The sequence below is a fragment of the Aeromonas sp. FDAARGOS 1406 genome, assembly GCF_019048565.1.
Classification (GTDB): Bacteria; Pseudomonadota; Gammaproteobacteria; order Enterobacterales; family Aeromonadaceae; genus Aeromonas; species Aeromonas caviae.
On the sequence record NZ_CP077378.1, the window covers coordinates 1,271,720 to 1,284,830 of the forward strand.

Here is a 13,111-nt window from a genome sequence, read left to right on the forward strand (position 1 = left end):
GCTAATGTATCTTTACTTAAAGATACTTTATTACGAGATAACCATGCCACTGCTGATCGCCCTGCTTGCCCCCCTGCTCTGGGGCAGCACCTATGCCGTCGTCAGTCTCTACCTGACCGACTACTCCCCCTACTGGGTTGCCGTGTGGCGCGCCCTCCCCGCCGGGGTGCTGCTGCTGTTGCTCCATCCCCGCAGACCGCCTCTCGTCTGGAGCAGGCAGTTCCTGCTGGCGTTTTGCAACATCACCGCCTTCTTCGCCCTGCTTTTCGTGGCGGCGTTTCGCCTGCCCGGCGCCGTGGCGGGTACGTTGGGAGCGACGCTGCCCCTCATCCTGATGGGGCTGGCCTGGCTGCAAGACGGTGTCAGACCGACGCTCAAGTGGCTGTTGCTGGGGGTGATGGGGCTCGTCGGGGTGCTCTTGCTGCTCAATCCCTCTGCCAATCTGGATCCCGTCGGCGTGGCGTGCGCCCTGCTCGCCACCCTGCTCATCGGCCAGTCGAGCCGCTGGATGCAACGCTGGCCGGTGGACGATCTGCTGGCCCTGACCGCCTGGCAGCTGCTGCTGGGCGGCCTGATGCTGATCCCGCTGGCCTGGTGGCTGGCCGGCCCCATGCCCCTGCCCCGGGCTGACGCCACTCCCGGGCTTATCTGGCTGGTGATCCTCAATACGGCTCTGGCCTACTGGGCCTGGCTCTGGGGACTCAAACGCCATGGCCCTGAGGTGATGGGGATGCTGGCCCTCACCAATCCCATGGTGGCGGTCTCCTGCGGTGTGCTGATGGTGGGAGAAACCCTGGATGGCCGTCAGTGGCTCGGCATCGGCATCATCCTGCTCTCTCTCTTCCTGATGAAGCTGCCGGCCCGCTCTTTCCTCAAGCGCTGGCAGAACCGCAAGGCCGCCACCGGCAGCGTCGACAACGGCTGATCCGCAGTCAACCCGACACAAAAAAAGAGGAGCCACCAGGGCTCCTCTTTCACATGGGTTGTTGCCGTGAGGGTCAGACCCCGGCTTTGGCCAGGGCGGCGGAGACGATCTGCTGGGCTTCCTGCTGGATGAGGTCCAGGTGCGCCTCCCCCTTGAAGCTCTCCATGTAGATCTTGTAGATGGACTCGGTACCGGAGGGGCGCGCCGCGAACCAGCCGTTCTCGGTCACCACTTTCAGGCCGCCGATGGCGGCATCGTTGCCCGGTGCCTTGGTCAGCTTGGCGAGGATGGGCTCGCCAGCCAAGGTGGAGGCTTCCACCAGTGCCGGATCCAACTTGGAGAGCACCGCCTTCTGGGCGCTGTTGGCCGGAGCATCGATGCGGCGGTAGCTGGAGCGGCCGAATCTGGCTTCGAGCGCATCGTAGTGGGCCTGGGGATCCTTGCCGGTCACCGCCAGGATCTCGGCCGCCAGCAGCGCCAGAATGAAGCCATCCTTGTCGGTGGTCCAGACGGTACCGTCCTTGCGCAGGAAGGAGGCACCCGCGCTCTCCTCGCCGCCAAAGCCGAACTCGCCGCTGTAGAGACCGTCCACGAACCACTTGAAGCCGACCGGCACCTCTTTGAGGGTGCGACCGATCTCGCCGGCCACCCGGTCGATCATGGAAGAGGAGACCAGCGTCTTGCCGACGGCCGCCCCCTTGGGCCAGCCGGTTCTGTGGGTGAACAGATACTGGATGGCCACCGCCAGATAGTGGTTCGGGTTCATCAGGCCCGCCTTGGTGACGATGCCGTGACGGTCGTAGTCAGGGTCATTGCCAAGGGCAATGTCGAACTTGTCTTTCAGGGCAATCAGGCTCGCCATGGCGAACGGGCTGGAACAGTCCATCCGGATCTTGCCGTCTTTGTCCAGGGTCATGAATGAGAAGGTCGGGTCGACCTTGTAGTTCACCACCTCGATGTCCAGACCGTAGCGCCTGGCGATGACGTCCCAGTAGGCGACGCCGGAGCCACCCAGCGGATCCACGCCGATCTTGATGCCAGCCTGCTTGATGGCGGCCAGATCCAGCACGTTTTCGAGATCATCCACATAAGGGGTGACATAGTCGTGTTCCACCACGAACGGGCTCTTGAGGGCCTCGGCAAACGGCGTCCGCTTCACGCCGGCCAGACCCGCTTCCAGAATCGCGTTGGCGCGGTCTTCCACCCACTTGGTGATCTCGCCTTCGGCAGGACCGCCGTGGGGCGGGTTGTATTTGAAGCCACCATCTTCCGGCGGGTTGTGGGACGGGGTGATCACGACGCCGTCCGCCTGCGCCACGGGTTTGCCTGCGTTGTGGCGCAGGATGGCATGGGAGATGACCGGGGTCGGCGTGAAGCCGAGGCCGGCCTGAATGCGGGTCTCGACACCGTTGGCCGCCAGCACTTCCACCGCGCTGGCAAAGGCGGATTCAGACAGGGCATGGGTATCCATGCCGACGAACAACGGCCCCGTGATACCGGCCTGCTGGCGGTACTCCACCAGCGCCTGGGTCACCGCCAGAATGTGGGATTCGGTGAAGGCGCTGTGCAGGGCGCTGCCGCGGTGACCGGAGGTGCCAAAGGCGACCCGCTGCTCAGGGCGGCTCATGTCCGGCTTGTTGAGGTAGTAGGCGCTGACCAGACGGGGAATGTTGGTCAGATCGCAAAGACGAGCCGGCTGACCGGCGTGGGAATGCTGTGCCATGGCGTTTTCCTTGAGCTGAGCCTTGCCCGGCAAGGCCTGAAGTCGTTGATGGGTTAAACGGCGCCGCACACCCGAGCCGTCAGATCCTCGTCATAACCCATGCTGTTCATGAGCTGGGCCACCATGTTCTGCTTGCGGCTGGTATTGGTATTGGTGATCACCCAGAACGGGGTCTCCGGTACCGGCTTGGGCTTGGTGGTGCTGCCACTGGCACGCAGCGCTTCCGGGTCACGGGAGAAGTAGACGCGCTTGCGCCCTTTTATCTCGGTCGCCTGGGTGAAGCCTTCCGGGTTGTCCCGATAGAGGGTGCTCAATACCAGCATGAAGCGGTTGATGGACTTCTCTTCTTTCTGCAGCTCGCCGGAATCCAGCAGTGCCTCCAGCCCCATGGCATCGGCCACGGGTTGCGGTTGCATCGCAGGCGCGGCCGCCACGGTTGCCGTGCCGGCCTGGGCGGGTTGCTCCAGCAGGCGACGCAGGATATCGGACGCACTCTCGCCGATGTGCCGGGTCTGGCTCGCGATAAAGAAGTAGAGATCGTCATCAAGCTCGATGGTTTTCATAGGGATGCGCTGGACTCGTCGAAATTCGGATGCGGCGATTATACATAGGCAGACCCGGCAGCCCAAGCAAGGGGCGGACAGATGTGCATGAATCTCCTTGAGAATACGGCATAATGACGGGCCAAGTGTGTGATCCCCCGCACTGATAGCCGATCCCGGGGAGATATTTTTGAAAAAAAACCACAAAAAAATCCCCCACCAGGAATGAAATCCTTTTCTTTCAGTGTGTTAAAAATTATGGCGATAGAGCCCACGACCGATAAGGTGTCATTTTGCAACAATACCCACGATTGAACTTCAAGGAACAGGGCGAAGGCCCGACTATCGTACTGATCCATGGCCTCTTTGGCAGCCTGGACAACCTCGGCCTGCTGGCACGCCCCCTCAGCGAACAATACCGGGTCATCAGCGTCGATCTACGCAATCACGGCGCCTCCTTTCACTCGGACGAGATGAGCTACCCGTCCCAGGCTGAGGACATCCTGGCCCTGCTGGACCATCTTGGACTTGAACAGGTGGCCCTGGTGGGTCACTCCATGGGGGGCAAGGTCGCCATGCAGGTCGCCAAGCAGGCCCCTCACAGGGTCAGCAAGCTGGTAGTGGCGGACATCGCCCCGGTGGCCTATCCCCACGCCCGCCACAAGAACGTGTTTGCCGGGCTCAATGCCACGCTGGCCACGCCCCCCCAGAGCCGCAGCGAGGCGGAAGCCATGCTGGCCGAGTACATCGAGATCGCCGGGGTGCGCCAGTTCCTGCTCAAATCCTTCGCCAAAGGGGAGTCTGGATGGGGGTGGCGTTTCAACGTGCCGGCCCTTGAGCGCAACTACGCCAACATCATGGGCTGGCCTGACGATGAACGCCGCTTCGAAGGCGCGACACTCTTCATCAAGGGGGGCGACTCCGACTATATGCTGCCCGAATACACCGGGGCCGCGATGGCCCAGTTCCCGGCCGCCAAGGCCCGCGTCATCGCCGGCACGGGTCACTGGCTGCACGCGGAAAAGCCGGTTTTGTTCAACAAACTGGTTGTGGATTTCCTGTCGACAGGCGGTTAACAGTTTCAAATCCTTTGTGATATAGTGCGCCCGTCTTAAGGAGTGCGCGCAATCCATGCTGAGTGAACACATCGATCTCATCGAGAGTCTGGGCCTGAAACTGTTCTTCGTGGCCATCTTCCTGCTGATTGGTCTGGCCATTCAGGACGTGCTCAAACGGGGCAATGTGCCCCGCTTCGGCCGCTTCATCGTCTGGCTGGTGCTGTTTCTGGGTTGCGCGGGTTTTGTCGCCAAGGGGCTGATCGAAATGGGCTGGGAAGGCTCAGGGATCGGCTAACTACTTTTCATCTGTGATGTATGGCCAAACAGCAAACTGATCGAACAACACTGGATCTGTTCGCAACTGAGAAGCGCCCCGGCAGGCCAAAGACCAATCCACTCCCCCGCGAGACCCAGCTCAAGATCAACAAGCGCAACCAGCTCAAGCGCGATCGTGAGAACGGGCTGAAACGGGTCGAGTTAAAGGTGGAAGCCGAGTTGCTGGAGCGCCTGAACCAACTTGCGCTGCAACAGAACGTCAGCCGAGCCGAGCTGATCCAATCTATCCTGAAGCAACAGATCGAGTCTGCTCATGCAGCAGGCATCGCAATCTGAACCGTCAAGCATCAACACCAGATACGGGTAACGAAACACTATGGCTAGTGTAGGTCTGTTTTTCGGCAGCGATACCGGTAATACCGAAGCTGTCGCCAAGATGATCCAGAAAGAACTGGGCAAACAACTGATTGAAGTCCGTGACATTGCCAAGAGCAGCAAGGCCGACATCGACAGCTTCGATCTGCTGATGTTCGGCATCCCGACTTGGTACTACGGCGAAGCCCAGGCCGATTGGGACGACTTCTTCCCCGAACTCGAAGAGATCGACTTCAACAACAAGCTGGTGGCCATCTTCGGATGCGGCGATCAGGAAGACTATGCCGAGTACTTCCTCGACGCCATGGGCACCCTGCGTGACATCGTCGAAGCCAAGGGCGCCATCATCATCGGCCACTGGCCGACCGCGAGCTACGAGTTCGAAGCCTCCAAGGCGCTCGTGGATGACAAGCACTTCGTGGGCCTGGGCATCGACGAAGATCGCCAACCCGAGCTGACTGCAGAGCGCGTCAAGGGCTGGTGCAAACAGCTGCACGAAGAGATGTGCCTGGGCGAGCTGGAGTGATCTGATCTCCCTCCCTCTTCATGCAATAAGGGCCCCGACGGGGCCCTTGTTGCATCTGCAGCAGGCATTCAGCCCCCCCTGTGCTGGGGCTTGGATCTGACATAGAGGGTGCGCTTCACCTGGGCCACCAGCTCGCCCTGGCCATCCTGCACCTGCACCTCGAACTCGGGAAAGTGCTTCTCCCCCCCCTCGGTCGCCGCCACGATCGATGCCAGCTTGGCGTCGCTCAGGGTGAACTCCGCCACCAGTTTGCCCTTGCCCGGCTTGATGAAATTGATGCTGCCCGCCTTGTCCCACACGTAGTAGCGGTTCTTGAAATAGCCCATCAGCATCAACGGGTAGATGGGATCCGTCATGGCGAACATGCTGCCGCCGAACTGGGTCCGGTTGGCATTCTTGTTCCACCAGCGGGACTTGAGAGTGACCCGGCAGAAGCGGAAATCGGGGCTCAGGGTTTCTATCTTGATGCCTGCGCCCCAGAAGGGGGGCCAGGCGTTGAGGGCGCAGCGCACCCAGGCGGCATTGCCGAAAAGCCAATCCATGGATCTCATCCGACCAGACTATAAAGAAGTCACATAGTATCAACATTCTCTGGTCGAGCAAGCGGACCTGAATATTCCCATGATGGGCTTGATGAGCTAAAGCCCTTGAATTGCTGGGTTTATTTTTAACTTGGCTACGACCTATAATGACAGGCCAAGCGAGTTCGTGGTTGCCATTACAGCGGCAGTCAATCAGAATAACCACACCTTCGAGAATGCGAATAAATAGAAATGGCAGACAACAACCAAGCGTTAAAAAAGGCCGGGCTCAAGATCACCTTGCCCCGTGTCAAGATCCTGGAAATCCTGCAACAGCCGGACTGCCAGCACACCAGTGCGGAAGATCTGTACAAACGGCTGATCGATCAGGGCGAGGAGATTGGTCTCGCTACCGTTTATCGCGTTCTCAACCAGTTTGATGATGCCGGTATCGTCACCCGTCACCATTTCGAAGGGGGCAAGTCGGTGTTCGAGCTCGCCACCCAGGAGCACCACGACCACCTGGTCTGCCTCGACTGCGGCAAGGTGATCGAGTTCTCCGACGAGGTGATCGAACAGCGCCAGCGCGACATCGCCAAGGCGCACAACATCCGCCTGACCAACCACAGCCTTTACCTGTATGGCCACTGCGCCAACGGTGACTGCAAGCACGACGATTGATTCGGCCGGGTCGGCGCAATAAAAAAGCCAGCATGATGCTGGCTTTTTTGTGTCCGCAATCCGGACCAGAAGCGGCAGGGTCTCCCCTGCCCTCTTCTATCAGGCCTCGGCCTTGCCCCAGACGTCACGCAGGGCCACGGTGCGGTTGAACACCAGGCGCTCGGCGCTGGAGAGCTTGTTGTCGGCGCAGAAGTAACCTTCACGCTCGAACTGGTAGGCAAACTCCGGCTTGGCATCCTTCAGGGAAGCCTCCACCCGGGCCCCTTCGATGATCACCAGGGATTCCGGATTCAGAGCCGCTTCGAAGTCATCCTCGGCGCCCGGGTTCGGCACCTTGAACAGACGGTCGTAGAGACGCACTTCGGCCGGCAGGGAGTGAGTGGCGCTGACCCAGTGGATCACCCCTTTCACCTTGCGGCCGTCCGCCGGATCCTTGCCCAGGGTCTCGGGGTCGTAAGAGCAGTAGATGCAGGTGATCTTGCCGTCCGCATCCTTCTCGACCCGTTCGGCCTTGATGACGTAGGCGTTGCGCAGGCGCACTTCCTTGCCCAGCACCAGCCGCTTGAACTGCTTGTTGGCTTCCTCTTTGAAGTCCGCCTCATCGATGAAGATTTCGCGGGAGAAATGCAGCTCACGGGTCCCCATCTCCGGCTTGTTCGGGTGCGCTGGCGCCGTCAGCACCTCGTCCGCCGCCAGGTTCTCGATCACCACCTTCACCGGGTGCAGCACGGCCATGGCGCGCGGGGCGTTCTCGTTGAGATCGTCGCGGATGCAGGCTTCCAGCATGCTCATCTCAACGATGTTGTCCTGCTTGGTCACACCGATGCGCTTGCAGAACTCGCGGATGGAGGCCGGGGTGTAACCACGGCGGCGCAGACCGGAGACGGTCAGCATGCGCGGATCGTCCCAGCCGTTCACGTGCCCCTCGGTCACCAGCAGGTTCAGCTTGCGCTTGGACATGACGGTGTATTCGAGGTTCAGACGGGAAAACTCGTACTGACGGGGGTGACAGTCGATGCTGATGTTGTCCAGCACCCAGTCATACAGGCGACGGTTGTCCTGGAACTCCAGGGTACACAGGGAGTGGGTGATCCCCTCCAGGGCGTCCGAGATGCAGTGGGTGAAGTCATACATCGGGTAGATGCACCACTCGTCACCGGTCTGGTGGTGGTGGGCAAACTTGATGCGATAGATGACGGGATCGCGCATCACCATGAAGGGGGATGCCATGTCGATCTTGGCGCGCAGGCAGGCGGAGCCTTCGGCCATCTCACCGTTTTTCATCTTGGCGAACAGGGCCAGGTTCTCTTCCACGCTGCGATCGCGGAACGGGCTGTTCTTGCCAGGGGCGGTCAGGGTGCCGCGGTATTCGCGCATCTGGTCCGGGGAGAGCTCGTCCACATAGGCCAGTCCCTTCTCGATGAGCTCGATGGCGTAGCCGTGCAGCTTGTGGAAATAGTCGGAGGAGTAGCAGATCTCGCCGCTCCACTGGAAGCCCAGCCACTGGACGTCCTGCTTGATGGACTCCACGAACTCGATGTCTTCCTTCGCCGGGTTGGTGTCATCGAAACGCAGGTTGCACTGACCCTGATAGTCGCGGGCGATGCCGAAGTTCAGGCAGATGGATTTGGCGTGGCCGATATGGAGATAACCGTTCGGCTCCGGCGGGAAACGGGTATGCACGCTGCTGTGCTTACCGCTGGCCAGATCTTCATCAATGATCTGACGAATAAAGTTAGTTGGGCTGTTCGCCTGACTCATGGCTCACCTCAAAAATGCGTCACTGGCGGACGTTGTGCCGGCTGGCACCCTCATACCCCCGCCGTCAAGCCGGGTATGATCCCTCATTACGCGCCCTGCCTCAACCTGAATTTGGCCAATTCGGGTCATTGGCGCACCAAAAACGGCGAAACGGGAGAAATTGCAGAGATCCTGGTCAAAAAAAGCCCCGCACGGGGCGGGGTCTCAAGTGATGAAAAACAGACAAAAAACACACAACAAAGGTTCACACGCAGAGTCAACCTTTCCCAAACCCGATGGCCATCGACCTTGGGAAAGGCGGGTCTTGCGACCCACCTTGCGTTATGGATTGAAGGCTAGCTATCAGTTCAGCTCGGTGACGCGGCTGGTGCGCTTGCCATCGAAGCTGGTGGTACGCAGGTAGACCTTGCCATCCACGGTCGGCTTGGCGGCAGCGTCGTAGGCGCTCCAGCTCTTGCCATCCAGGCTGTACTGGATGGGCAGACCCGGCAGATCCACGTTCGCTTCCAGCACACCGTTCACCACCTTGGCACCCGGTACGGAGAGGCGATATTCCACCCCGGCCTGGTCCAGTTTGGGCAGCACGCGCTGGCCCAGCACGTTGGCAAACTGGTTCCACTCCTTGTTCAGGGTGGCCTTGTTGACATGCTTGGTGGTGCCGGAGAACTCGCGACCCTTCACGTAATCGAGCTCGAAGCCGCCCTTGTGCCAGGCACGCTCGGCCACGGAGAAGATGCGCGGATAGACCATGTATTCGTACTGGGCATCGGTGCGCACGGTTTCACTCCACTGCTGACCGGAGATCCCCTTGAACTTGACCGGATCCTGGTCACCCTTGGCCACGAAGGCGTTGCCGTCGCGGTCAACCGAGGTCTCGGCGTTCTGCGGCAGGTTTTCCGGGGCGAAGGCGAACACCTTGCGGGTGTCGTTGAAGCGGGTTGCCCAGTAGTAGCCGCGCTCGGCCGGGTGTACCTCGTTCGGGAAGTCGAAGTAGAGGTAATCCGGGTTGGAGAGCACCACGTCATAGCCCTTGTGCGCCCACTTCATCGCCTCGTTGAAACCACCCCAGTAGAGGGTTTCCCAGAAGTTGACCCGGGTCTTGTCGGTGGCGAATACGCTGGCATCCGTGGCGTACTTCAGGCCATCTTCCCACGCCTGCAGGGTGGAGAAGCCGTGGCCCTTGACCATCTCGCTCACTTCCTTGGCAAAGTAGACCGGCAGCTCGGCCACGTCCTTGATCTTGCCATCGTCGATCATCTTCTGGCACATGGGGGACTTGCCGAACGGCTTGTCCTGCTTGCTGGAGTCGACGTTGCCCTTCCAGGCCACCAGATCTTCTTTCTTGGTGACGGCCGGATCCTGGTAACCACCGCCCTGCATGATGTTCTTCGCCTCGTCACCACCGTAGTGCCAGGCGGTCAGCGGCTGGCCGGCGGCCTGGTGCATCTGGGCCACTTCGTCCATCACCTTGGCCACGAAGGTGGCGGCACCCGGCTGGCAGGGGTTGATGAAGGACATCTTGTCGTAGAACTGCACCGAGGTGACGTTGGAGGTATCGGCCGGGTCAGTCAGACGGAACTGGTTGGCCTCGGCCTCTTTGCCCTCGCTCATCAGACGCTTGTAGCGCGCCTCCATGGAGACCACGGCGGCACGGGCGTGGGCCGGCATGTTGATCTCGGGGATCACGGTCACACCGCGCGCCTTGGCATAGCGTACCAGGTCGATGTAGTCCGCCTTGCTGTAGAAACCGGAGCCCTGGTTGTCGTTGGTCGGACCGGAGCCAAGCTGCGGCATCAGGCACTTGGTTTCGGACTCGTCGTGGCAACGCTGGCTGCCGACGTCGGTCAGCTCCGGCAGGCCCGGGATCTCCAGACGCCAGCCTTCATCGTTGGTCAGCCCCAGGTGCAGCACGTTGAGCTTCATGGCGGACATCTGGTCAACCAGCTTCTTCATGGTCTCCGGGCTTCTGAAGTGACGGGCCACGTCGGTCTGCATGCCACGGTATTCAAAGCGCGGCGCATCCTCGACGCTCATCTGGCTCACCAGCTTGTCGTCAACCCCCAGCAGAGAGATCAGGGACTGGGCGCCCCAGAAGGCGCCGTCAACGTCGTGCCCCTGAATGACGGTGCCCTTCTTGCCGATGGTCATGTCGTAGCCTTCGGCCTGCTTGAGCTTGCTGCCGAGCTTGATGGTGACCGGGTAGCCGGTGTCGGAGAGGGTAACACCCAGCTTGGTCAGTTGCGCCTTCAGGGCCTCGGCGCGATCGCTTGGCAGGTCAAGGGCATTGAGCTTGATGGTGGAGAAGTCGATTTGCGGGCCGGCCTTGACCACCTGCTTCATGGGGCTTGGCAGGATGCGGTCGTCAATCTTGCCGGCAGGCAGCAGGGTGCTGGTCTGGTTCGCTGCGAAACGGGTCTCGCTGTTCATCAGGATGTTGTTGTCATCCTTGGTGCGCTTCCAGCCATCGGCAGGCATCGGCTTCTCGTAGGTGCTGGCATCGTCGATGTTGCTCATGCTGGCCAGCACTTTCGGCTCGGCCCCTTCACTGGCGACATACCAGTTCGGCATGATGTCAGATTCGAACAATACCCAGTATTCCACCACCAGGGGCACCTCGACCGTGGCGTCCTTGGCAAAGCCCTGGAACTTCTCGGTCGGCGTCAAACGATAGAGGTCGCCGGTCAGGTGGGTGATGGTGAACTGGTCGTTGTCCACCCGCTGGATGCGGCGGATGGAGGAGACATAGATGCTCCAGTCCTTGGAGGTGACGTCGGCACCGGTATTGGTCAGGTGCAGCTTGGCAACGCCGCAGCTCGCCCACTCGGAGCCCAGCGCCTGGCAGTCAAGACCGGCGCCGGCACCGTCATTGGTGACGACTTCGTACTTGACGACGAGGTTGCTGGCGAGGGCGTCGACCACCGCTTGCCTGGCAGCATCGGCTGCAAGTGCGGGAGCGGCGAAAACGGTAGACATGGCAATGGCTAACAGAGAATGTTTCAAGTTCATAACTGCTGCTCTCATTTGAAGTAAAGGTTGGATTTTCTTGGCTTTTTTTATATGGGGCCCCGAGGCGGGGCCCTTAGTTATGTCAACAATGGACTTAGACTTGAGGTGAGCGAGTCGCTCGATTAACGCAGGGCTTTCATCTCACCGGCGATGATCTCGGCCAATGGGCCCAGAATCACCTGCAGGTTCTGCTCACCGAGCTTGACCACACCGGCCGCGCCCAGGGCTTTGAGCTTGCGCTCGTCAACGATGCTGCGGTCTTTCAGGGTCAGACGCAGACGGGTGATGCAGGCATCGATGGTCACCAGGTTCTCCTGACCACCCAGCACTTCCAGATACTGCTTGGCCAGCTCGGTGCGGTCGGTGGTTTGAGCCTGTACCGGCACGGCTTCGTCATCTTCACGACCCGGGGTTTTCAGGTTGAACTTGGCGATCACGGCGCGGAAGACCACGTAGTAGAGGCCGAAGAAGACCAGACCCTGTACCAGCAGCATGTACCACTGGGTCGCCAGCGGGTTGCGGCTGGAGAGCACCATATCCACCAGACCGGCGCTGAAGCCGAAACCGGCAATCCACTGCATGGAGGCTGCGATGAACACGGAGATACCGGTCAGCAGGGCGTGGATGACGTACAGTACCGGCGCCACGAACATGAAGGAGAACTCGAGTGGCTCGGTCACCCCGGTGAAGAAGGCGGCAAAGGCGGCAGCGATCATGATGGACGCAACCTTCTCTTTGTTCTCTTTCTTCGCGCTGTGGTAGATGGCCAGTGCGGCACCCGGCAGACCGAACATCATGATGGGGAAGAAGCCGGCCTGATACATGCCGGTCACGCCCACGACAGCCTTGCCGGCGTCGATGGAGGACTGGCCACCCAGGAAGTTCGGGATGTCGTTGATGCCGGCCACGTCGAACCAGAACACGGAGTTCAGGGCGTGGTGCAGACCGACCGGGATCAGCAGACGGTTGAAGAAGGCATAGATGCCGGCACCGGTGGAGCCCATGCTGACGATGGATTCACCGAAGCTCACCAGGCCACCGTAGATGACCGGCCAGACGGCCATCAGGATGAAGGAGACGACGATCATCACCACGGAGGTCACGATCGGCACCAGACGACGACCGGAGAAGAAAGCCAGCGCCTTGTGCAGCTCCACGCTGCTGAAGCGGTTGTAGAGCTCGGCAGCGATGACACCACACAGGATGCCGACGAACTGGTTGCTGATCTTGGCAAAGGCTGCCGGCACCTGGTCGGCCGGGATACCCTTGATCTGGGCCACGGCGCCCGGGCTCAGCAGGGTGGTGACCACCAGGAAGCCGACCAGACCGGCCAGCGCGGCGGAACCGTCTTTATCCTTGGACATGCCGTAAGCGACGCCGACGGCGAACAGAATGGGCATACTGTCGATGATGGCGGCGCCCGCCTTGATCAGAAACGCAGCCAGAGGGCTTCCGCCACCCCAACCGTTCGGGTCAATCCAGTAGCCAATCCCCATCAGGATCGCGGCGGCAGGCAATACCGCTACCGGCACCATCAGGGCACGGCCGATCTTTTGCAAATAACCGAGAATGTTCACGGTTCCTCTCCTTAGTTGGTGTTTTTCTAGAAATTAAGTGCTTATCACGTTCGACGCATAAGCCATCAAGGCTTGATTGGCAGTCTATGTGTTTTATTTCGCTGCGCAAATTAATAAACCAGCTTTCGTGATCATTATCA

13 protein-coding genes are annotated in these 13,111 nt (G+C 60.3%); 7 read left to right on the forward strand and 6 right to left on the reverse strand.

What is annotated here, in order from left to right:
- Positions 1-43: 43 nt before the first annotated feature.
- The gene (locus tag I6L36_RS05795) at positions 44-925 is read left to right on the forward strand and encodes a DMT family transporter (protein WP_109112014.1); all 882 of its coding nucleotides are present in this window, start codon (positions 44-46) and stop codon (positions 923-925) included.
- Between the two features lie 73 nt (positions 926-998).
- Here I6L36_RS05795 and pgm read toward each other — a convergent pair whose 3' ends face one another.
- Both pgm and seqA read right to left on the reverse strand, forming a co-directional pair.
- On the reverse strand, positions 999-2,648 hold the full coding sequence (pgm, locus tag I6L36_RS05800) for a phosphoglucomutase (alpha-D-glucose-1,6-bisphosphate-dependent) (protein ID WP_109112015.1): 1,650 nt from the start codon (positions 2,646-2,648) through the stop codon (positions 999-1,001).
- A gap of 53 nt (positions 2,649-2,701) precedes the next feature.
- On the reverse strand, positions 2,702-3,211 hold the full coding sequence (gene seqA / locus I6L36_RS05805) for a replication initiation negative regulator SeqA (protein WP_010674108.1): 510 nt from the start codon (positions 3,209-3,211) through the stop codon (positions 2,702-2,704).
- A gap of 290 nt (positions 3,212-3,501) precedes the next feature.
- Here seqA and I6L36_RS05810 point away from each other — a divergent pair, with 290 nt between their 5' ends.
- Genes I6L36_RS05810 through fldA form a run of 4 tightly spaced genes read left to right on the forward strand, consistent with a single transcriptional unit; the run spans position 3,502 to position 5,425 of the window.
- Entirely contained in the window at positions 3,502-4,266 is a 765-nt protein-coding gene (locus I6L36_RS05810; protein WP_109112016.1) for an alpha/beta fold hydrolase, read from the forward strand.
- Positions 4,267-4,321: 55 nt separating this feature from the next.
- A complete protein-coding gene (locus I6L36_RS05815) occupies positions 4,322-4,543 on the forward strand; it encodes a DUF2788 domain-containing protein (RefSeq protein ID WP_010674106.1) in 222 nt (73 codons plus the stop codon).
- A gap of 20 nt (positions 4,544-4,563) precedes the next feature.
- Positions 4,564-4,860, forward strand: a complete 297-nt coding sequence (gene ybfE / locus I6L36_RS05820) for a LexA regulated protein (RefSeq protein ID WP_005325670.1) — start codon at positions 4,564-4,566, stop codon at positions 4,858-4,860.
- Positions 4,861-4,900: 40 nt separating this feature from the next.
- Positions 4,901-5,425: a flavodoxin FldA gene (gene fldA / locus I6L36_RS05825; protein ID WP_010674104.1), complete on the forward strand. Its 525-nt coding sequence runs from the start codon at positions 4,901-4,903 to the stop codon at positions 5,423-5,425.
- Positions 5,426-5,493: 68 nt separating this feature from the next.
- On the opposite strand, the gene I6L36_RS05830 is transcribed toward fldA, so the two are convergent.
- Positions 5,494-5,967: a DUF4442 domain-containing protein gene (locus tag I6L36_RS05830; protein WP_010674103.1), complete on the reverse strand. Its 474-nt coding sequence runs from the start codon at positions 5,965-5,967 to the stop codon at positions 5,494-5,496.
- A gap of 231 nt (positions 5,968-6,198) precedes the next feature.
- On the opposite strand from I6L36_RS05830, the gene fur reads away from it, so the two are divergent.
- Positions 6,199-6,627: a ferric iron uptake transcriptional regulator gene (gene fur / locus I6L36_RS05835; protein ID WP_010674102.1), complete on the forward strand. Its 429-nt coding sequence runs from the start codon at positions 6,199-6,201 to the stop codon at positions 6,625-6,627.
- Positions 6,628-6,726: 99 nt separating this feature from the next.
- On the opposite strand, the gene glnS is transcribed toward fur, so the two are convergent.
- Positions 6,727-8,388 carry a glutamine--tRNA ligase gene (gene glnS / locus I6L36_RS05840; RefSeq protein WP_109112017.1) on the reverse strand — a complete coding sequence of 554 codons (1,662 nt, stop codon included), beginning with the start codon at positions 8,386-8,388 and terminating at the stop codon, positions 6,727-6,729.
- Here glnS and I6L36_RS05845 point away from each other — a divergent pair.
- Entirely contained in the window at positions 8,305-8,727 is a 423-nt protein-coding gene (locus tag I6L36_RS05845; protein ID WP_216987158.1) for a hypothetical protein, read from the forward strand. The genes glnS and I6L36_RS05845 overlap by 84 nt on opposite strands.
- Before the next feature lie 3 nt (positions 8,728-8,730).
- On the opposite strand, the gene I6L36_RS05850 is transcribed toward I6L36_RS05845, so the two are convergent.
- Positions 8,731-11,394, reverse strand: a complete 2,664-nt coding sequence (locus I6L36_RS05850; RefSeq protein WP_109112018.1) for a beta-N-acetylhexosaminidase — start codon at positions 11,392-11,394, stop codon at positions 8,731-8,733.
- A 122-nt stretch (positions 11,395-11,516) separates the two neighbouring features.
- Positions 11,517-12,971 (reverse strand): N-acetylglucosamine-specific PTS transporter subunit IIBC, encoded by a 1,455-nt coding sequence (gene nagE / locus I6L36_RS05855; RefSeq protein WP_104455638.1) that lies wholly within the window; start codon positions 12,969-12,971, stop codon positions 11,517-11,519.
- Between the last annotated feature and the right edge of the window lie 140 nt (positions 12,972-13,111).